Annotated in this window: 15 protein-coding genes; 8 read left to right on the forward strand and 7 right to left on the reverse strand. The window is 69.6% G+C overall.

The genetic code is table 11. The features are described from left to right. Positions 1–32 precede the first annotated feature (32 nt). Positions 33–1,319, reverse strand: a complete 1,287-nt coding sequence (locus N1027_RS03610) for an adenylosuccinate synthase (protein ID WP_259505303.1) — start codon at positions 1,317–1,319, stop codon at positions 33–35. 137 nt (positions 1,320–1,456) lie between these two features. Here N1027_RS03610 and N1027_RS03615 point away from each other — a divergent pair, with 137 nt between their 5' ends. Then, on the forward strand, positions 1,457–1,732 hold the full coding sequence (locus tag N1027_RS03615; RefSeq protein ID WP_259505305.1) for a glutaredoxin family protein: 276 nt from the start codon (positions 1,457–1,459) through the stop codon (positions 1,730–1,732). A 136-nt stretch (positions 1,733–1,868) separates the two neighbouring features. On the opposite strand, the gene N1027_RS03620 is transcribed toward N1027_RS03615, so the two are convergent. From N1027_RS03620 to N1027_RS03645, 6 genes are all read right to left on the reverse strand, one after another. Further along, complete coding sequence (locus tag N1027_RS03620; RefSeq protein ID WP_259505307.1) at positions 1,869–2,930, reverse strand: Vgb family protein; 1,062 nt, start codon at positions 2,928–2,930, stop codon at positions 1,869–1,871. Positions 2,931–3,018: 88 nt separating this feature from the next. Further along, positions 3,019–3,171 carry a hypothetical protein gene (locus tag N1027_RS03625; RefSeq protein WP_259505314.1) on the reverse strand — a complete coding sequence of 51 codons (153 nt, stop codon included), beginning with the start codon at positions 3,169–3,171 and terminating at the stop codon, positions 3,019–3,021. Positions 3,172–3,265: 94 nt separating this feature from the next. Then, the gene (locus tag N1027_RS03630; protein ID WP_259505316.1) at positions 3,266–4,738 is read right to left on the reverse strand and encodes an HNH endonuclease signature motif containing protein; all 1,473 of its coding nucleotides are present in this window, start codon (positions 4,736–4,738) and stop codon (positions 3,266–3,268) included. Positions 4,739–4,955: 217 nt separating this feature from the next. Then, the gene (locus tag N1027_RS03635; protein WP_259505318.1) at positions 4,956–5,966 is read right to left on the reverse strand and encodes a serine hydrolase domain-containing protein; all 1,011 of its coding nucleotides are present in this window, start codon (positions 5,964–5,966) and stop codon (positions 4,956–4,958) included. Between the two features lie 140 nt (positions 5,967–6,106). Then, complete coding sequence (locus N1027_RS03640; protein WP_259505319.1) at positions 6,107–10,648, reverse strand: S8 family peptidase; 4,542 nt, start codon at positions 10,646–10,648, stop codon at positions 6,107–6,109. A 173-nt stretch (positions 10,649–10,821) separates the two neighbouring features. Continuing rightward, positions 10,822–11,841, reverse strand: coding sequence for a helix-turn-helix domain-containing protein (locus tag N1027_RS03645; RefSeq protein WP_259505320.1), 1,020 nt, complete (start codon positions 11,839–11,841; stop codon positions 10,822–10,824). A 242-nt stretch (positions 11,842–12,083) separates the two neighbouring features. Here N1027_RS03645 and N1027_RS03650 point away from each other — a divergent pair, with 242 nt between their 5' ends. From N1027_RS03650 to N1027_RS03680, 7 genes are all read left to right on the forward strand, one after another. After that, complete coding sequence (locus N1027_RS03650) at positions 12,084–15,140, forward strand: Na+/H+ antiporter subunit A (RefSeq protein ID WP_259505322.1); 3,057 nt, start codon at positions 12,084–12,086, stop codon at positions 15,138–15,140. Further along, positions 15,137–15,676, forward strand: coding sequence for a sodium:proton antiporter (locus N1027_RS03655; RefSeq protein ID WP_259505323.1), 540 nt, complete (start codon positions 15,137–15,139; stop codon positions 15,674–15,676). The genes N1027_RS03650 and N1027_RS03655 overlap by 4 nt, the downstream gene beginning before the upstream one ends. Continuing rightward, positions 15,673–17,274 (forward strand): Na+/H+ antiporter subunit D, encoded by a 1,602-nt coding sequence (locus N1027_RS03660; protein WP_259505325.1) that lies wholly within the window; start codon positions 15,673–15,675, stop codon positions 17,272–17,274. Before N1027_RS03655 ends, N1027_RS03660 begins: the two co-directional genes overlap by 4 nt. Next, entirely contained in the window at positions 17,271–17,813 is a 543-nt protein-coding gene (locus tag N1027_RS03665) for a Na+/H+ antiporter subunit E (protein WP_259505329.1), read from the forward strand. The genes N1027_RS03660 and N1027_RS03665 overlap by 4 nt, the downstream gene beginning before the upstream one ends. Then, positions 17,810–18,073, forward strand: coding sequence for an MrpF/PhaF family protein (locus N1027_RS03670; protein WP_259505331.1), 264 nt, complete (start codon positions 17,810–17,812; stop codon positions 18,071–18,073). The genes N1027_RS03665 and N1027_RS03670 overlap by 4 nt, the downstream gene beginning before the upstream one ends. Continuing rightward, on the forward strand, positions 18,070–18,465 hold the full coding sequence (gene mnhG, locus N1027_RS03675; protein WP_259505332.1) for a monovalent cation/H(+) antiporter subunit G: 396 nt from the start codon (positions 18,070–18,072) through the stop codon (positions 18,463–18,465). Before N1027_RS03670 ends, mnhG begins: the two co-directional genes overlap by 4 nt. 104 nt (positions 18,466–18,569) lie before the next feature. After that, positions 18,570–20,402, forward strand: a complete 1,833-nt coding sequence (locus N1027_RS03680; RefSeq protein WP_259505333.1) for a cell wall-binding repeat-containing protein — start codon at positions 18,570–18,572, stop codon at positions 20,400–20,402. The last annotated feature ends 53 nt before the right edge of the window (positions 20,403–20,455 follow it).

A 20,455-nucleotide genomic window follows, 5' to 3' on the forward strand; every position in this document is an offset into this window, starting at 1 on the left:
CGGAAGACGCTCTTCGAGCCTGTGGTGGAGCGTTACTCGAGCAGGTCGTGACGCACGACGATGGCGTCGCGCGAAGGGCCGACACCGATGGCCGAGATGCGCGATCCGCTCATCTCCTCGAGTGCGAGCACGTACCGCTGGGCCGCCGGGGGCAGGTCGTCGAAGGTGCGCGCGCCCGTGATGTCTTCGGTCCACCCCTCGAACTCTTCGTAGATCGGAACGGCGTGGTGGAAGTCGGTCTGCGAGACCGGCACCTCGTCGACCCGCACGCCCTCCACGTCGTAGGCGACGCAGACCGGGATGGTGGGCAAGCCCGTCAGCACGTCGAGCTTCGTGAGCACGAAGTCGGTGACGCCGTTGATGCGCGTGGTGTAGCGGGCGATCGGTGCGTCGTACCAGCCGGTGCGACGCGGGCGACCCGTGGTGGTGCCGAATTCGAAGCCCTGCGAGCGCAGGAACTCGCCCGACTCGTCGAAGAGCTCGGTGGGGAACGGACCCGACCCGACGCGTGTGGTGTACGCCTTCACGACACCGATCACGCGGTCGATGCGGTTCGGTGCGACGCCCGATCCGGTGGCCGCACCGCCCGAGGTGGCGTTCGAGGAGGTCACGAAGGGATAGGTGCCGTGGTCGACATCCAGCATCGTGGCCTGGCCGCCCTCGAAGAGCACGGTCTTGCCGTCTTTCAGCGCGCGGTCGAGCACCAGCGAGGTGTCGGCCACCATGGGGCGGAGTCGTTCGGCGTAGGAGAGCAGGTCGTCGACGACCTCGTCGGCCGCGACGGCCCGGCGGTTGTAGACCTTCACCAGGATGTGGTTCTTGAGGTCGAGCGCGCCCTCGACCTTCTGACGCAGGATGCCTTCGTCGAAGAGGTCTTGGATGCGGATGCCGACACGGTTGATCTTGTCGGCGTAGGCGGGGCCGATTCCGCGGCCCGTGGTGCCGATCTGGCGTTTGCCGAGGAACCGTTCGGTCACCTTGTCCATGGTGCGGTGGTAGGCGGTGATGACGTGGGCGTTGGCGCTGACCAACAGGCGCGAGACGTCGACGCCGCGGGAGCCGAGGGCTTCGAGTTCGTTGAAGAGCACCTCGACGTCGACCACGACGCCGTTGGAGATGACGGGGGTGACGCCCGGCGTCAGGATGCCCGAGGGCAGAAGGTGCAATGCGTACTTCTTGTCGCCCACCACCACGGTATGGCCGGCGTTGTTGCCGCCGTTGAACTTCACGACGTAGTCGACGCGGCTGCCGAGGAGGTCGGTCGCCTTACCCTTACCTTCGTCGCCCCACTGGGCGCCGATCAAGACGATCGCTGGCATGTGGATTCCCTCCGGGTTCCGTGTGGATTCCGATGTCAGTGCCCGACGGACTGTGCCGGTTGACAATCGATTCTATCGTGGGGCGCTTCGGGGAATCCCGGAGGCCCCGCGGCGGTTGTGCATCGCGGAGGTTTGTCATGGCCGAATTGAGCGTCACGCTGTACTCGTCGAGCTTCTGCGGCGCCTGCACCAGTACGCGCCAAACCCTCGACGTCGTCGCGCCGCTCGTCGGTTCACGCGTGGAGTGGCGCGAGGTGAACGTGGCTGATGCCCCCGACGAGAGCGAGGCGCGCGGCATCGTTGCGACGCCGACCATCGTCATCACGGATGCGTCCGGTGTCGAGCGGATGCGTGCATCCGGAGTCCCGACGCCCGAGCAGGTGCTGAAGGCCCTGGCGGCCGCTCTGCCCTGACCCTTCGCCCGTCGCCCGTCGCCCGTCGCCCGTCGCCTCACCCTCCCCTCTCTCCTCCTCGCGACTCGCCAAAATCCGCCCTCCTTTCGGCGCGAAAGGGCGGAATATTGGCGAGTCGCGAGGTGGGTGAGAGGGGTCAGGGGGTGACGGCGAGGAGTGCGCCCGACTCCATCGCCACCCAGACGGTGCCATCGGGGGCGACCGCCAAGCCGTGGGGCTCGGAGTGGGCGCCGGGCAGATCGACGACGTCGATCGTGCCGTCGAGGGCGATGTGGGCCAGTTGGTTCGAGCCCCAGAGGGTGGCCCAGAATCCGCCCGACGGATCGACGCAGATGGCGTGCGGCTTCGACTCCGGCCACGGGAGCGGGAACTCGCTGAAAGCGCCGTTGCGGTCGACGCGGCCGATGGCGCCGGCGAGGATCTCGCAGAACCAGGCTGCGCCGTCCTCGCCCACTGTGATGCCCACCGGGCCCGAATGCGGCGTGGGGATCTCGAACAGCTGCACCGCCGAATCCCCGCCCCGGATGTAACCGATCGCATTGGCTTGGTTCGCCGTGAACCAGAGACTCTCGCCGGAGGAGGCGATCATCGACACGAAGCCCTCCCTCGTGCCGGAGGGGAACTCCGTGACGCGGCCGAGGAGGTCGATGTGTCCGAGGGCGTCGCGACCGAGTTCGGTGAACCAGGTGGTGCCGTCGGCCTGGGTGGCGATGCCGAAAGGCTGGGCGCCGGGGGTGGGCACCTCGATGCGGCGAAGCACGCCGCCTGCGCCGACGAGCAGCACGGCGTCGCCGGCCGTGTCCGTCACCCACACGGTGTCGTCGCCGGCGGCCGCGATCTGCGCGGTCTGCGCTCCTCCGGCGGCGTCGCCGCGGGCGTGGCGGCCGCCGCCCGCACCTGCGCCGGCGTCCCCGCCCGCGCCCGCACTCGCTCCTGCGCCGGCGCCCGTGCCCGCATCCGCACCCGAGTCCGCGCCCGCATCCACACCCGTGCCCGCGTCCGTGCCCGCATCGTGTAGACCTGCAAGCTCGATTCGCGTCACCGTGGGGGAGGCTTTGCCACCTGATGCATCCGGAATCAGCCGCAGCACCGCGCCCGCGTGCACGAGGGTGCACCATACGGCGCCGTCGTCGGTCACGGCCACTCCGTACGGCCCATCGGCGGCGGACGCGACCTCGTGCACGGTGATGGAACTCATCTCCCGAGACTACCGAGCGCCCGCCGCCGCCAGACGCTGAGCTCATGGGATCAGACAGTGGGAGCGGCCGCCAAAACGTATCCGTCGTTCACGGCGATGAGATGCCGATCCAGTTCGTGCGGGGCATCCGGCCGACAAGATGTCGACTTGGCATCGACGGCGCGGCGAAGAGGGCCGAGGAATCGGCAGCCTGTCCGCCGTTCACGGCGATGACGATCCAGTCTTCGCGCGGACGGGCCATCCGGTCGAGAGGATGTCGAGTTCCCACCGACGGCGCGGCGAAGAGGGCCAAGGAATCGGAAGTGGACGTGTGAGGTGAGCTTCGCCACCCGTGCTCAGCCGCTGTGGGCGCGTGGGGGTGCGGTGTGGTGGTGGCGGCCGTGGGGGCTGCGCCAATTGAGGTGTCTGGGTCGGTCGGGGTCGGGCTCGACGGTCCATCCGGTGTCGTGTTTGAGGTGGTGGTGGCGGGGGCAGAGGTAGGTGAGGTTCTCGGCGGTGGTGCCGCCGCCGTGGGCCCAGTCGCGGGTGTGGTCGAGTTCGCAGCGGTTGGCGCGGCGCCCGCAGCCGGGGAATCGGCAGGTCTGGTCGATCGCAGCGAGCACGAGTCGCAGTTCGGGTGGGGCGCTGTAGCGGTCGCGCCCGGCCTCGTCGTGTCCGTCGGCGCCGGTCGTGGGGTGGGTGTTGTCGTCGGTGTGGCGGCCGGTGCCGGTGGTGGGGTGGGTGGTGCCCTCGGTGTGGCGGCCGGTGCGGGCGGTGGGGCGGGTGGCGCCAGTGGTCAAGGGGGCAGCAGCGCCAGTGCGACGGCCGGCGCCGGTCGTGGGGCGGGTGACTGCGTCGCGCGTGGGCAGGTGGTCGGCGGCCGCGCGGCCCCAGTGCCGGGTGACCACCGTCGGCTCCCCCGTCACCGGGTGGGTCAGCACCCGCAGGAAGGTGGGTGCGGTCGCCGCGATCTGTCGGGCGGTGTCGGCGTCGATCGGACCGTAACCGTGCAGCTCGCCCGGTTCATCCGACACTCCCGCGACGGTTGCCGCCCGCACGGTCACGAGCACGGCCGCGGTGATGGATGCGGGCCGGGCCGGGTTGTCGGGGGTGAGGATGAGGCGGGTGAGGGCGTCGGCGCGGCGTTGCGGGTGGGTGCGCGGGTCGGTGTCGGAGCGTTCGGCGCGGGCGATCTTATCGAGCAGGTCGTCGATCGCGACCGCGTCGACCGCGGGCAGGTGATGGGTGAGGGTCGCCATCCCGTCACACTCGGGCGAGAGCCACACGCTCCGCTCCTCCCGCGCCTGCCGGTGACGCACGACGATCGACTCGGGGTGGGCGGTTTCGCGCATCCGGCGGGCCCGTTCAGCGAAGCGGTGCGCCGGCAACACTGCCGCCTCGGCGAGCAGCCGGGCTTCGAACTCGGGCCGGGCGTCCGCGGGGAGAGTGCAGGCGTGCGCGACGAGGTGCCGGGTGTGCAACGCCGACACCGTCCCGTCTTCAAGCGCGGCCAGGGTGGTGGGGTAATCGCGCACCAACTGCTCGGCCTCATTGATCAGCCGCGCCACGGTGCGCTCCGACCGCAATGTCGCAGTGGCGATCTCCACCGCGACCAGTGTGCGCTCACCCTCCCGGGCAGCCGAGAACTCCCGGCCGACCGGCGACACCAGAGCCGCCCGCTCGTCAGCGATCTGGGCCGTCGCGGCCAGGCCCCGGGCCCGCCGCGCATCCAACCCGGCCGTCAGGAGGTCGACCTCGCGAAGCTCGTCGATGACGGCATCGAGGCGGGCGTCGAGCTCCTCGGTGCGGGCCACGAACAAGCTCTTCATGAGATTTATTCAATCACGTGCCACCGACACTCGACCCGCCAAGCCGACCCGCTGCCGCGCGCTCCGCGCTTGCCCGAAATGGACCGTGGCCGGGACGAACAGATGGATGCCTACACGGCCAAGCTAAACGCATCCGTCACTTCCTAGGAACCCAGCCACGACCCACCGTCGGCAAGCGCGAAGCGCGCGGCAGCCCCGTGAAAGGTGGACCAGAAGCTCACCTGCCCGCGACCACCGCATTGTTCAGCTCATCGGGGTCGACCCCGTAGAGACGCACGTCGAGGAGGTTCGTCATCAGCACGAAGCAGAGGTCGAGCTCGGGGTAGATCCACCACTGCGTACCCGACCAGCCCTCGTGCCCGAAGGCGTTGCGGTGCAGCAGCGCCGTCGAGGACTGCCGGATGTTCCAGACCAGCCCGAAGTCCCGCCGCGGATCACCGGGGATCGGCTCGGGCACCCCGATGGTGCGCGGCACGAGCATCCCACGCAACGTCTCGGGGTGCAGCACCTCTCCGCGAGCGCCGCCGTGCGCCCGCAGCAGCGAGCTGCCGAGTTCGAGCAGGCCCGCCGCGGTTCCGTTCACGCCGGCGGCCGGATGCCGGTGGCGCGCCATCGCGGCGTAGTCGAGCCCCCCCTCGCGCTGACCGTAGACCTCGTGCGGATCGCTCGCCGAATCGAAGGTGAGCGCTGACCCGCCACCGACCGGGCTCAGCGCCTCGATCTCGTCGTGGAGGTCACGGCCCGTCGCGGCAGTCAGGATGCGCGCAGCCCCGTGAAAGGCGATGTTCGAGTAGCGCACCATCGAGCCGGGCAGGAAGTCGGGTCGGGCGAGGTCGAGCTGCTCGTCGAGGTCGAGGGGCGAGTCCAGCGGCGGCTCGCTGAGCCCTCCGGTGTGCGAGAGCAGGTGCTCGAGCCGCACGCCCGCTCGCCAGGGCTGCGCCGCGGTCGAGCCGGGCGCATCCGGGAACGCGGAGCCGAGCGATGCCCGCAACGACAAGTCTCCCCGCTCGACGGATCGCGCCAGCGCGATGCCCGACAACGGCTTGGTCACCGAGAACAGGGCGTAGTGGTCGTCGACCTCGGCGATGCGCGCGTCGCGACCGGTGAAGGCCTCGACGTGCTGCGGACCGGCGGATGTCGCGACCCCGAACACCGCCGACGGCAGAGGCCCCTCCTCCACCTGACGCTTCACCCAGCGAACGGCGTCGTCCATCACCAGCGATCCCATGCATCCTCCTCGGTCGGCCCTCGTCGATTACACCGCACCGGCGGCTCGGGACACCAATCGAAACGGTCAGCACACGCCGAAGCGGGGTGCCCTCTCGAAAGGACACCCCGCTCGTGCACCGCCTAGCGGAACCGCACCCCTCAGGCGCGGCGCCGCCGGCTGCGCACCAGCACCGCCGTTGCTCCCGCGAGGAGCAACACGATGCTCGCGATCACGCCCGAGAGCGCACCCGAACCGGTGGCCGCGAGGTCGCCGGATGCCCCGCCGGCACCGACGCTCCCCTGGCCCGATCCGCCCGCACCAGGCAGATCCGCACCCGGATCGCCGGCACCCGGCCCACCCGGGTCGCCCGGCTCACCGGGCTCACCCGTGCCCGGCCCGCCCGCATCCGTCACCGGCTGCAGCATCGCCAGGGTCACCGGCAGCGCGTAGATCACCCGGTGGGCGGTGAGGTGGATGTCGGGCGACGACGATTCGTAGAACGCCCGCGTCCAGATGGCCTCGTTCTCCGGCACCGACAGCGGCACCGTCACCACCAGGCTGGGCTCCGTCACCAACTCGTGCGGCGTCTGCTGGTAGTAGAACTGGCCTTCCCGGATGCTGTCGCCGACTCCTGCACTGAAGTCGAAGCCGTGGCTCCAGGTCGCGACGCGGTTGCTGAAGACCATCGAGACCGGCTTGCCCTCTTCGGTCACGGTCGGCGCTTCACTGAACGTCACCCACCAGTCCTGCGAGATCTTCGGCTCGTCGGCGCAGCGCGCCGGACCGCTGTTCTGGTAGGTCGCCAGCACCACGCCGTCGGCCCGGATGAGTTCCACGTACGTGGCACCCGTCATGTCGAAGGTCTTCTCGATCCGCTCCTTGTTGATGTCGACGGTCGAGAACACCACGGGGCCCGAGCAGAGCTTGTAGCGCAACCGCACCTCGAAGTAGTTGCCCGACCGGTTGGTGAAGGCGAGGTCGGCGAGGTTCGGGTCACCCGGGTTCTGGGTGATCGTGACATCGCTCGGCTTCGACGCGGCCACCGTGAACACGTAGTCGAAGTGCTGGGTGAGAGAGCCGTCCTCCGCCACCGCCCACACGTCGGCGGTGTACACACCGGCCGGGGTGTTCGCGGCCGAGGAGCGCACGGTGTCGGCCCAGAAGATGGGATCGGACGACACCGTGATGCGCTCGTCGAGCACGGTTCCGGCCGCTCCGGTGAGCATCACCCGCATCTCACCGGTGCCGACGTAGCTGGTCTCGAGCGCGGTCGTGGCCGCTCCGTCGGAGTCGTACTGCGTCACCTCGAACGTGCTGTACACGAGGAGCTTCGCGACGTTCACCGTGCCCTCGACCGTGCCGGCCGCGGATTCGAGCGTCACCGGGTAGGCGCCGTCGGCGAGACCGGCCGGCAGCAGCACCGCCTTGTCCGCGCGTCCTGCCGCACTGCCGAGTCCGTGCACGACGACATCCGCGCCGCCACCGACCGTGATCGTGTAGGGCTCGGCGGGGGTGAGGCCGGATGCGTGCACCGCGACATCCGTTCCCGCTCGGGCCCACTGCGGGTCGACGGTCATCGCGAGCTCACCGGTCGGCGCCACGGGGTCACCGGGCGTGGTGACGGTGATGTTCGTGCTGCGGCCGGAGTCGCCGAAGCCGACGCGGCCGAGATAGCTCGCCCCGGGCTCGAGCCCGTTCCACGACGCGGTCACCGCCGCCGGTTCACCCAAGGTCATGTGGAGCTTCTCGGGCGTCACCGCGAAGGCGCCCTCGTTCGTCTCCGAACCGAGGAAGTAGTTCGTGAGCGTGTAGTCGAGATCGCCCTGACCCGAGAAGAAGTCGACCTCCGCGATGTAGCGGCCGGGTGAGAGCCCGGGCACATCCAGCGTCTCGTCGGGGTTCGCGGTGGCGGCCTCGTTGATGGGGGTGACCTGCTCGTTGTCGTCGTAGAGCGACAGGTAGAGGTCGAGGTCGGCCGTGTCATCGAGCGAGTCGAGTGCGAAGCGCGAGAAGGTGGTTCCCTCAGGCACCTGCACCACGAAGCGGTCGCGGGCCGTCGGAGTGCCGTCGGGCGACGCCGTTCCGGTGCCGTGCAGCACGTCGCCCTTCACCAGTCCGGCCTTCGTGACGTCGATGTCGCCGGTCGTTCCCACGGAGACGGGGATGTCGACGGAGGCGTCCGTGCCCTCGGCCGCGACCTCGCGCGGCACACCGAGCGTCACCGGGCGCACGGCCAGAGGCGTGGTGACGGTCTCGTCGCCGTCGGTCCAGATCAGCTGGCCGGTGGCGAACTCGTCGAGCGGCGCATCCGTTCGGGTGAACGTGACCGTGTATTCGAGTTCCTCGCCGGCGGCGGAGAAGTCGAGGGTGCTCGGCGAGACCACCACGTCGATGCCCGGAACCTCGACCGGCGACGCCGTGAAGCTCCCGGCCCGGGTCGACGTGGCCGTGCGGGTGATCGTCTCGGTTCCGGCGAGCGCCCCGACGCTGATCGACGCAAGGTTGAGCTCGGAGGGGCTCACCGTGTCGACACCCAGCTCGAGCCCGGTGATCGCCTCGGCGTAGCCGTACCAGTCGTCGACGTCGTTCAGGAACAGCATGCCCGGGTCGAAGTACCGCGTGGGGTCGACCTGACCGGCGCCCTGGGCGAACGGATCGGTGATCGGTGCGCCCGATCCGTCGACCGTGTCGTAGGCGGTGGTCATCATGGCCGACTTGATCTCGGCGGGGGTGGCATCCGGATGCTCGCCCAGGTAGAGCGCGGCGAGTCCGGCGATGTGGGGGGAGGCCATCGAGGTGCCTGACAGCAGCGCGTACTGGCCGTCCTGACCCTCGGAGTTGGCGAACGCGGCGAGGATTCCGACACCCGGAGCCGCGATGTCGGGCTTCAGGATGTCGCCACCGTCGGCGAGGATCGGCCCGCGCGACGAGAACCCGGCCACCTGGGGCGTGGGGGGCGACGGGAGGGCGTCGGGGTTGCCGTCTTCGAGCGTGACGGTGGCGCCCGTGGTCGCCGCGTAGGCGTGCAGCAGTTCGGCGCCGGCCGAGTCGACGTGCACCGTGGGCACGGTGTGGGTGTCGAGATCGACGGAATCCGGATGCGTGTTCACGAGCACCAGACCGATGCCGCCGGCCCGCTTCACCTCGGCCGACTTCGCGACCCGGTCGACGACGCCGCGGTCGCAGAGCACGATCGCACCCTTCACCTTCGCGGGGTCGAGCGTGTCGGGGCCGCAGAGCTGCGGATCGACCACTCCGGCGGCCGCGGCAGCCGTCGCGTCGACGAAGGCACCCGATACGGGTGCGCCGGTCGGCACCGTGATGGACCCGCCGAGCACGACCTGGCCGTCTCCGAGGCGCACCGTGGCCTCGTAGGAGGGGATGGTCGAGGCGGCGACCGTGGTGATCCACGGGGCCGCGTTGTCGGCGGTCGACGCCTCGGGGCCGTCGTTACCCGCCGAGGCTGCCACGAACACGCCGACGGAGGCCGCGTTCAAGAAGGCCTCGTCGGTGAGCGAGATGGTGGTCTGGGCGGCGCCGCCGCCGATCGAGTAGTTGATCACGTCGACGCCGTCTTCGACTGCAGCGTCGATCGCGGCGAGCAGGTCGCCGGTCTGGCAGCCGTCGTCGTAGGGGGTCGGACCGGTCCAGCAGGCCTTGTACATGGCGACCTTGGCGCCGGGCACGACACCGGAGATGAGACCGAGGTCACGGCCCGCGACCTCGGCTGCGACATCCGCGTCACCGGCTGCGGTGCTCGAGGTGTGTGAACCGTGGCCGCTGCCGTCGCGCGGTGAGAGGTATTCGCCGCGGTCACGGCCGATGGTGTCGGGACCGTAGCTGTCGACGAAGTAGCGCGCCGTGATGAGCTTGGTGGAGCAGTCGTCAGCCGTGAACTGCTCGCCGGTCTCACAGGCTCCGTGGAAGGTGCTGCCGTCGGCCTTGTCGAACACCACGGCATCGCCGTCGAGGTAAGGGTCGGCGCCGGGCGTCGTCGCCAGCGCCTCGCCCGCGAACGAAGCGTTCTCGGGGGCGATGCCGCTGTCGATGATGCCGACCACGATGCCGTCTCCGGCCGATTCGACGCCGCCCGTCTGGGCCCACACGCCGTCGGCGCCGGAAAGGCCGAGGTAGTCGGTCGACGGGGTGGCCGTGAGGTGCAGCAGTTCGTCGGGCACCACGCGAGCGACCCGCGGATCGGCGGCCAGCGTCTTCGCCTGACCGGCGGTGAGGGTGCTCGAGAAGCCGTTGGTGGTGAGGGTATAAGAGGTGGTGATGTCGGCATCCACCGAGTCGGCGACCTGCTCCTGCACGGAAGCGAGGTAGCTCGAGTAGTCGGCCACGCGACGAGATCCGGTGTCGAGGTCGTCGCCGGGCGCCGGCTGGGTGCCGGGGAACTTCGCGAGGCCACCACGGTAGGCGGCGACGGCGTCGCTCTTCAGGGTGACGATGTAGCGGCCGTCGGCGAAGGCAGCGGGGTCGGTGGTGTCGGTGGGGTCGGTCGGTGCCGCCGTCGCGGCCGTCGATGCGGATGACGGCGCGGCGGTTCCCGCTGCCGCCGCGGGCCCGGCCACCATGGCGCCGGCTCCGATGCCGGTGGCCAGGATGGTGGCGGTCGCGGCAGCCCAGAAGCGGAGGCCGCTTCGTCGGGAGGGCCGGGAAGGGCGAGAGGCACGGATCGGTGCAGGAGACGTGTTCACGGAGTCCTTTGGTCGAAGGATGCGGGTGGCGGAAGGCACCCCCGCTCGGGGGGTCGGGTTCGCCGGTCGTCCTATTGTGGGCAACGGCGTCGAGGCCGTGTTGGCCTAGCTAGGCCATCTGCCGCAAGTGGCCAGGTGCGGAAACGCGATCGTTACACGGCGGAAACGCAGCGCTACAGCCAGCCCCGCCGGGCAGCTTCGAGGCCGGCCTGGAATCGTGTGCTCGCCTCGAGCTCGGCCATCAACTCCTGGCTGCGACGACGGAGCGTGCGCGGCGAGATCTGCAACTGCCGGGCGACCGCGTCGTCTTTCATGCCGACGGCCATCAGCGACAGCAGGGTGCGCTCCTCCGCCGTGGCGGAACGGATGCGGCCCGCGCCTTTCACCGCCCCTTCCGCGGGCGCCGATCCGTTCTCCAGCTGCGCCAGGGCGTCACCGAGCGGCAGCGACCTCGCCCAGTGGAACTCGAAGAGCTGGCGCAGCGAATCGACGAGTGGCTGCGAGGAGGTGACGAGAGCGGAGATGCGCCCCGGTTCCAGCGTGAGCGAGACGAGCGCCGTGCGGCGATCGACGATGGCGAGCTTGGTCGGCAGGTCGGGGGCGATGCGGGCTTGCTCCCCCTGCGCGGCGAGGTCGGCCACCTCGTCCCAGGTCGTGCCGTCGTCGAAGCTCTCGATCGTGTAGATGGCGCGCCACTCGACGCCGCGACCGAGGGCGGTGGCCTCGACGGGATCGAGCGAGGCCGACACATAGGGCGGCCGGTCGAAGGCGAGGAACTCGGTGCGCGCCTGGTGCTGCAGGCGGGTGTACCACGCGGCCACCGCATCCGCGTCGGCCAGCACCGTGGTCTGGGTCTGATCGATCCCGGTCGGCGGCACCCGCTCGAACAGTTCGACCAGCTTCGGCAGCGATTCGCGGATGCGCAGCACCTGATCGCCCATCCGGTCGGCGATGGCGCGCAGCGAGTAGCCCGGGTCCACCGGCGTGTAGTCGCGCTCCGCGCCCTCCAGGCGTGACGCCAGGCCGAGCTCGCGCAGGTCTTCGAGCATCGCGGATGCCGCCGGCAGCCCGAGATCGAACTTCTCCGACACGTGCGCGGCGTTCGAGCGACCCTGCGTGAGCAGGTCGAGGTACACGCGTTCGCTCAGCGGGTCGAGCCCGGCCACATCGAGGAAGGGGGTGTCGTCAGCCACCCCTCAAGGGTACGGTCGTCGGCGCCTGGCTCTGGGCCGCCCGAAACGACGGGCTCTCTGCCTGTCAGCGGACTGAGACTCCGTCGTTCGCGCAAATTCGCGCGAAACTCCGTCGATCGAGATGCGCATTTCGGCCGTCTGGACGGCCCGCGGGCGCCCCGGCATGACCGCTGCCGCGGCGCTTCTGACCGACCCCCGGTAGACTGGGGGCCTGCCCCTCTCCCCGACACGAGGAGATCCGCGTGATCCTGGTCCTGCTGTTGTTCGCAGGGCTTGCAGCGCTCACTCCGTTGCTGACGAGGCTGCTCTCGACCCGGGTGTTCTACCTCATCGCGGCCCTTCCGGCGGCGGCTTTCGTGTTCACGCTCACGCAGACCGGCACGGTTCTGGCGGGCGGGGCGACGACCGAGACGGTGGAGTGGATTCCGCAGCTCGGCATCGCGCTGTCGTTCCGCGTCGACACGCTCGCCTGGCTGCTCGCGCTCGTGGTGACCGGTGTCGGCGCCCTCGTGCTGATCTACTGCGCTCGCTACTTCTCGCCCCGCGAACCTGCCCTCGGCCGCTTCGCCGCCCTGCTGCTCGCTTTCGCCGGCACGATGTACGGTCTCGTCACCGCCGACGACATCTACATCATGTTCATGTTCTGGGAGATCACCAGCGTGCTCTCCTACCTCCTCATCGGTCACTACACCGACCGCAAGGAGAGCCGTGGCGCAGCACTGCAGGCGCTGCTGGTCACCACCTTCGGCGGCCTCGCCATGCTCGTCGGCGTGGTGCTGCTGACGGTGGATGCCGGCACCAGCTCGATCGCGCGGCTCGTCAGCGACCCGCCGCCCGGGAGCGCGCTCGTCACCACCTCGATCATCCTCATCCTGGTCGGTGCTCTCTCGAAGTCGGCGCTCGTGCCCTTCCACTTCTGGCTGCCGGCCGCCATGGCCGCACCCACACCGGTGAGCGCCTACCTGCACGCGGCGGCCATGGTGAAGGCGGGCATCTACCTGATCGCCCGCCTCGCCCCCGGTTTCGCCGACACCCCGGGGTGGACACCGCTTCTCGTGAGCCTCGGCGTCTGGACCATGCTCCTCGGCGCCTGGCGCTCCCTCCGCCAGAACGACCTCAAGCTGCTGCTCGCCTACGGCACCGTGAGCCAGCTCGGCTTCCTGACCGTCGTCGTGGGCTTCGGCACCAGAGATGCCGCCCTGGCCGGAGCTGCCCTCCTCCTGGCCCACGCCCTCTTCAAGGCCACGCTCTTCCTCGTGGTCGGCATCGTCGATCACGACGAGGGCACCCGAGACCTCCGAGAGATCTCAGGCCTCGGCCGCCGCAGACCCTTGCTCGCGGCGGTAGCGCTCATCGCGGTGGCCAGCATGGCGGGCATCCCCCCACTCCTGGGGTTCGTAGCGAAGGAGGCAGTCCTCACCGCCTTTCTCGAGGCCGACACCCCTTGGGGCTGGGTAGCCCTCACCGGCGTCAGTCTGGGCTCGATCCTCACGGTCGCCTACAGCGCCCGGTTCTTCTGGGGCGCTTTCGCCTCAAAACCGGCTCCGGCTGCAGCTTCTGGGGGCTCCGGTGTGGTGGGCGTTCACGGGCAGAGCCCCCAGAAGCTGCAGCCGGAGCCAACCCCCCAGAAGCTGCAGCCGGAGCCAACGACCCACAAGCCAGACCAGCTCATCCTGATCGCCCCCATCATCCTCACCTTCGCCACCATCGCCGGCGGCTTCGCAGCCGCCCCCATCGGCCACGCCCTGGAGACCTACGCCGACACCGTCCCCGGCGGCGGCGACTACCACCTAGCCCTCTGGCACGGCCTCGAGCCCGCCCTCGGCATTTCGGCCCTCATCATCGCGGCAGGCCTGGCGCTTTTCGCCCTCCGCAAGCCGGTGGCAAAGCTGCAGAAGAAGGTCCCGCCCCTCATCGACGCCTCTCGCAGCTACTGGTCGATCCTGCGCGGAGTCGACCAACTCGCCGCCCGGGTCACACTGACGGCTCAGAGGGGCGGTCTGCCGCAGTACATCGGCACGATCCTCCTCGTCTTCGTGCTGTGTCTCGGCGCCGCGACGGCGTTGAACCGCACCTGGCCGACCGAGTTCGTGGCGTGGGACTACCCGGCCCAGGTGTTCGTGGCCGCCGCGATGGCGGTCGCCGCGGTGATGGCGGCCCGTGCCTCGCACCGACTCGCCGCCGTGCTGCTGGTGGGTGCGACCGGCTTCGGCCTGGTGGTGCTCTTCGCCTTCCACGGGGCTCCGGATCTCGCACTCACCCAGGCCCTCGTCGAGAGCGTCACGATCGTGGTGTTCGTGCTGGTGCTGCGGCGGTTGCCGGTGAAGATCGCGCAGCACAACACCCCGGTACGAAAAGGCTGGCGCATCCTGATCGGCACACTCGTCGGCGTGACCATGGGGCTCGTTGGCCTGATCGCGCTCGGCGCCCGGCAGGCACCCGGCCTCGGCGAAGAGCTCGCGCGTCTCGCGGTCGACGTCGGACACGGCAAGAACGTGGTGAACGTGATGCTGGTCGACATCCGCGCCTGGGACACCATGAATGAGCTCTCGGTGCTCGTCGTCGTCGCCACCGGTGTCGCCAGCCTCATCTTCGTCACCGGCCGCAACTTCACCGTGCCGCGCCTTCGCGAGTCGCGGAAGCGCCGCAGCGGCGGGCAGCGCACCCGGCTGGTCGACGACCCGCACACCTCGACCGAGACCGACGACCCGGATTCCCGTCAGCACTCGTGGCTGCTGGGCGGCAAGACGCTCTCGCCCGAGAACCGGTCGCTCATCCTCGAGGTGCTCGTGCGGCTCATCTTCCATCCCGCCATCGTGGTGTCGATCTTCTTGCTCTTCGCGGGGCACAACGCCCCGGGCGGAGGCTTCGCCGCGGGCATCCTGGCCGGGCTGGCGTTGATCGCGCGGTATCTCGCGGGCGGGCGCTACGAGATCGGCGAGACCCTCCCGATCGGCCCGGGCGTCATCCTCGGCGCCGGAATGCTGCTCGCGACGGGCACGGCGGTGGGGTCGCTGTTCTTCGGCGGCGAGATCCTGCAGTCGGCGTATTTCGAGGCCGACGTGCCGATCCTCGGGCACATCTCCTTCGGCACCTCCACCATTTTCGACATCGGCGTCTATCTCGTGGTGATCGGTGTGGTGCTCGACATCCTGCGAGCACTCGGCGGCGAGGTCGACCGGCAGCTGGCCGAAGACGACGTGGCGGCCGCGCCCGACGACCACGCGGTGGTGGCCGACGAGGCCGAAACCCGCGGTCGCGTCGCGGGGCGCGCGACGAGCGCAGGTGGTGGCTCGTGAGCGCCTCCCTCACCCTCGTGGTGCTGATGGCCGTGATGTACGGCGCCGGGGTCTACGTGATGCTCGAACGCAGTCTCACGCGCATCCTGATCGGCTTCCTGCTCGTCGGCAACGCCACGAACCTCCTCATCTTCTTGATGTCGGGCCGCTCGGGCGAATCACCGATCATCGACGGAGCCACCCAGCCCGCCGACATCGTCGACCCCGTGCCGCAGGTGCTCATGCTCACAGCCATCGTGATCAACTTCGGCGTGACCGCGTTCATCCTGGCTCTCATCTACCGCTCCTGGTGGCTCTCGAACCTCGGCGACGAGGGCGACGACGTCACGAGCGACGAAGAGGAGATGGATGCGGCCGAAGCCGACGCGGCGCTCGTCTTCCACGCCAACCTGGAGGGTGACGACGAGGCGGTGCGCACGGTGCTCGGCAGCGACCACGACGACAGCGACAGCGACGACACGGATGCGTCGGGCGGCTCGGGCGGCTCGCCGGATTCCGCTGACCCCAGCGAGCGCGACCGGGACGTGATGCGATGAACGCCCTCGTCCCCCTGCTCGTCATCATCCCGCTCGTCGGAGCGGCGATCACGCTGATCCTCGGTCGCTACCGGCGCCTGCAGATCGCGATCAGTGTCACCGCGCTGAGCGCTGTCACCGTGACGGCCGCCATCCTCCTCGCCTACGTCGATCGCACCGGCCGGCCCGCGGTGGTGGAGGTCGGCGCCTGGCCCCCGCCCTTCGGCATCGTGCTCGTGGTCGACCGGCTGGCCGCGATCATGGTGGTGGTCTCGGCCTTGATGCTGCTCGGCGTGCTCGTGTTCGCCGTGGGGCAGGGCATCGCGGATCGGGACCGCGACACCCCCGTCTCGATCTTCCATCCGACCTACCTGATCCTGGCCGGCGGACTGTTCGACGCCTTCATCGCGGGCGATCTGTTCAACATGTACGTCGGGTTCGAGATGCTGCTCGCCGCCAGCTACGTGCTGCTGACGCTCGGCGGAACCGGGTCGCGCATCCGGGCGGGCGTCACCTACGTCGTGGTGAGTCTGGTCTCGTCGCTGCTGTTCCTCGGTGCGATCGCGCTCATCTACGGCGCGACCGGCACGGTGACGATGGCGTTGCTCTCGGATCGCATCCGGGAGCTCCCGCTCGATGTGCAGGTGATCCTGTGCGCCGCTCTGCTGATCGGATTCGCCGTGAAGGCAGCCGTGTTCCCGCTGTCGTTCTGGCTGCCGGATTCGTATCCCACCGCGCCCGCACCCGTCACCGCCGTGTTCGCCGGCTTGCTGACGAAGGTGGGTGTGTACGCCATCATCCGCACCGACAAGCTGCTCTTCTTCGACGTGCCCCTGACGGTGCCGCTGCTCATCATCGGCGGGTTGACGATGCTCGTCGGCATCCTCGGCGCCCTCGCGCAGGCCGACGTGAAGCGGCTGCTCTCGTTCACGCTGGTGAGCCACATCGGCTACATGATCTTCGGCGTCGCGATCGGCACCGAGCTCGCCACCGGTGCCACGATCTACTACATCGTGCACCACATCACGGTGCAGACGGCCTTGTTCCTCGTGGTGGGGCTGATCGAGCGGGTGGGGCGGTCGACGTCGATCACGCGGCTCGGAGGTCTGCTCAAGAAGGCGCCGTATGTCGCGATCCTCTTCTTCATCGGAGCGTTGAATCTCGGCGGCATCCCGCCGTTCTCGGGCTTCCTCGGCAAGATCGGCCTGTTCGAGGCGGGCGCTGAATCGCCGTCGCCTCTCGTGTACGTGCTGATCGGGGCCGGCGTCGCCACCTCGCTGCTCACGCTTTACGCGCTGATGCGGGTGTGGAACATGGCGTTCTGGCGGCCGAAGGAAGACGTGGAGGGCTACGAGTCGCCGCTCATCGAATCGCTGCAGGAGAGCCCCGAGTCGACCAACGGCACCGCGACGGGCGTCGCCACCGCGGTCGGCACCTCCCGCCTCATGGTGGGCGCGGCCACGGGGCTTATCGCGCTGACCCTCTGCCTCACGGTGTTCGCCGGGCCGCTCTTCGACCTCGCCCAGCGGGCGGCCGGAAACGTGGCGACGCCCGAGACCTACGTCGACTCCGTGTTCCCCGCCGGGGTGCCGGGGAGCCTGACAGGGGGTGCCCCGTGAGAGCGCGCATCGCCAGCAGCCTGGTGCCCTTCCTCGGGCTCGTCCTCCTCTGGATGCTGCTCTGGGGCGAGTTCACCTGGCTCTCGCTCCTGACCGGTCTGCTGCTCGCGCTGCTCGTGTCGATCGTCTTCTACCTGCCGGCGGTGGCGCTCAGCGGGCGGTTCAACATCCTGCGTGCGGCGGCTTTCGTGCTGAGGCTGCTCGCCGACATCGTGCTGGCGTCGCTCCAGATCGCCTGGTCGGCCATCAAGCCGCACTACCGGCCGAGCAACGCCATCATCGCTGTGCCGCTGCGCACGCGATCCGACCTCGTGATGACCTTCACGGCCGAAGCGGTTTCGCTCGTGCCCGGATCGATCGTGATCGACGTCGACCGTGAGGCGGCCATCCTCTACCTGCACGCGTTCAACGTGCGGTCGGTCGACGACCTGCCCGCGCTGAAGCGCTCGGTTCTCGCCACGGAGCGCCGGCTGATCCTCGCGGCGGGGTCGTCCGACGACCTGGCGCGACTGGATGCGCCAGAAGGGAGCACCCCATGATCGTCGTCGTCGTCATCGCCGGGCTTCTGTTCGCGGCCGGGGCCGTCGGGGCGGTCTGGCGCATCATCCGGGGCCCCTCGGCGCTCGACCGGATCATCGCGTCCGACGTGCTCGTCGCCACCTCCATGTGCGCGATCGGCGCCGAGATGGCGATCAACCGGCACACCGACACCCTGCCGGTGCTGCTCGGACTCGCCCTGTTCGGCATCGTCGGATCGGTGAGCGCGGCCCGTTTCCTCGCCTCGAGGGACGACACATGACCGGCCCGCTCGACCTCGGTTTCGACTTCGACCTGCGCGACGTGATCACGTCGGTGCTCGTGCTGCTCGCGGCGGTCATGTGCTTCGCGGCGGGAGTGGGCCTCCTCCGTTTTCCTGACGTGCTCTCGCGGTTGCACGCGGCCACGAAGCCGCAGATCCTCGGAATCATCGCGATCGTGGCGGATGTCGCGGTGACGAACCCGTCGGTCGGCACGATCACGCTGGCGCTCGCGATCATCTTCTTCCAGAGCCTCACCGCGCCCGTCTCCGCGCACATGGTGGGGCGGGCGGCCTATCGCTCGGGGCACTTCCGCGCCGACACCCTGCTGGTCGACGAGCTGAAGTCGGCGTCGGATACGGGCACCGGCCCGCACACAGATCGTCAGTTGTAGCGAAGCCGTCTCCGGGAGATAGGATCTGGCCAGCATCAGACACGACCGGGGGAACTTCCATGCAGCACCAGTACTTCGGGCGCGTCCCGGCGAGGCGAATCGGATTGATCGCGACGACGGCGATCGCGGCGGTGCTCATCAGCGCCCTCGGCCCCCTCGGCTCGAGTCCGGCCGAGGCGTCGACCGGGACGGTGGTGCTGCCCGATCGACCCGACACCTTCTTCCTCGACGCGTCGTACGACACGGGCCCAGGCGACGTGCTGCCTGCGATCCCGAGCTCGGTGGAGACGTTCACCCTCCTCCTGCCGGCGCAGACCACACTCTTCGATCTCGACTCGATCGACGTCGGATTCGCGAGCGACCAGTACACCGCGACCATCCCCGCCACCATCGACCCGGCCACGAACTCCGTCACGGTGCCGATCCCGGCGGGCGCGCTGACGTCGATGGCGACCCCGGAGGGAACGTCCCAGCTCCGTTACGGGGTGTACGAGCAGACCGCCGATCCCGATGATCCCCTCGCCAAGGTCAGCCACGTCGGGCTGGGTGGTTTTCTGCGGATCGTCCCGGCCGACGGCACGACGTCGTTCAGCAAAGACCTCGCGCGGGCGGAGTCGAGCGAGTTCTCGCTGCTCAAGCAGTACACCCTCCCGGAGAACGACGACTGGGTCGTTCCCGGAGGCGCGATCAAGATCCAGACGCCGACGGGCATGACCTGGAACCCCGACAACGAGGCCGAGCTCGCCTCGGCCACCGACGAGCGCGAAATGGGGCAGATCTCGCAGCCACGTGGCCCCGCACACTCCGGTCTGCACCTGAGCACCTCGCTGAACGAGGCGGGATTCGTGCTGACGGCACGCGCGCCCGTGGACCCGCCGCTGACGTCGGTCTTCACCGACCACGACGGCTTCACGAACCTCCATCTGGTGTCCCGCGCCACCGACGACCCGTTCGCCGCCGACATCGACCTGATCATGACGGGCACGTTCGCCGACACGACGACGATTCCCGGCGTGCTCTCGAGCCGCACCTCCGGACCCGACCGCTTCCGCGGCGCGATCGCCATGTCGATCGCCGCGCACCGCGAGTGGACGTATTATTTCGATCCGGTGCCGGTCGTCTACATCGCCTCGGGCATGAACTTCCCCGATGCGCTGAGCGCCGCGCCGATCGCCGCCGCGGCCGGCGGACCTCTGCTGCTGGTGCCACCGACCGTCGACGACTCCGTCGACGGGGAGATCAACCGGCTCGGAGCCCCCCGCATCGTCATCGTCGGTGGGGAGAACTCCGTCTCCGCCGAGTGGCAGGCCCACTTCGAAGCGAAGTTCTACTCCGACAGGGTCACTCGGCTCTCGGGGCCCGATCGATACGCGGCATCACGCGCGCTCGCGGCGGCCAGCTTCCCGAGCGGCGCATCGACGGCCTTCCTCGCCACCGGCGCCAACTACCCGGATGCGCTGTCGGCCGTCTCGTCGGCGGCCTCCATCGGCGCCCCGGTCATCCTGGTGCCGGGCACCGCGGCCACCCTGGATGCCGCCACCGCGAGCCTGCTCGAGAGCCTCGGTGTCTCGCACGTGACCATCGTCGGCGGGCCGGCGAGCGTGTCGCCCGGGATCGAAGCCGACGTGACCGCGCTCGTTCCCGACACGATCCGGCTGGGCGGCTCCGACCGCTTCGAAGCCGCGACCTCGGTGAACGCGCACTACTTCAGCACGGCGACCCGCACCTACCTGGCGTCGGGACTCACGTTCCCCGACGCCTTGGCCGGCGGGGTGCTGGCGGCGGTCAACCATGCTCCCCTGCTGCTCGCGCACACCGATTGCGTGCCCTCGACGACTCTTCAGACCATGGCGCACTGGGGCACCAGCCAGGTCTCGGTTCTGGGAGGAACGGCCACGCTCAACCGCGCGGCCGCGGCCCTGACCGCCTGTCACTAGGGTTCGCCAGGGTCTTCGCCGTCCGGCGCGCGGGTGATCGACCGCGTCCGGTC

It is taken from the genome of Herbiconiux aconitum, assembly GCF_024979235.1.
Classification (GTDB): Bacteria; Actinomycetota; Actinomycetes; order Actinomycetales; family Microbacteriaceae; genus Herbiconiux; species Herbiconiux aconitum.

Coding starts and splice junctions, on each gene's coding strand:
- N1027_RS03615 (WP_259505305.1), top strand. CDS start 1,457: ATGGCCGAATTGAGCGTCACGCTGTACTCGTCGAGCTTCTGCGGCGCC.
- N1027_RS03610 (WP_259505303.1), bottom strand. CDS start 1,319: ATGCCAGCGATCGTCTTGATCGGCGCCCAGTGGGGCGACGAAGGTAAG.
- N1027_RS03660 (WP_259505325.1), top strand. CDS start 15,673: ATGAACGCCCTCGTCCCCCTGCTCGTCATCATCCCGCTCGTCGGAGCG.
- N1027_RS03620 (WP_259505307.1), bottom strand. CDS start 2,930: ATGAGTTCCATCACCGTGCACGAGGTCGCGTCCGCCGCCGATGGGCCG.
- N1027_RS03635 (WP_259505318.1), bottom strand. CDS start 5,966: ATGGGATCGCTGGTGATGGACGACGCCGTTCGCTGGGTGAAGCGTCAG.
- N1027_RS03630 (WP_259505316.1), bottom strand. CDS start 4,738: ATGAAGAGCTTGTTCGTGGCCCGCACCGAGGAGCTCGACGCCCGCCTC.
- N1027_RS03625 (WP_259505314.1), bottom strand. CDS start 3,171: ATGGCCCGTCCGCGCGAAGACTGGATCGTCATCGCCGTGAACGGCGGA.
- N1027_RS03670 (WP_259505331.1), top strand. CDS start 17,810: ATGATCGTCGTCGTCGTCATCGCCGGGCTTCTGTTCGCGGCCGGGGCC.
- mnhG (WP_259505332.1), top strand. CDS start 18,070: ATGACCGGCCCGCTCGACCTCGGTTTCGACTTCGACCTGCGCGACGTG.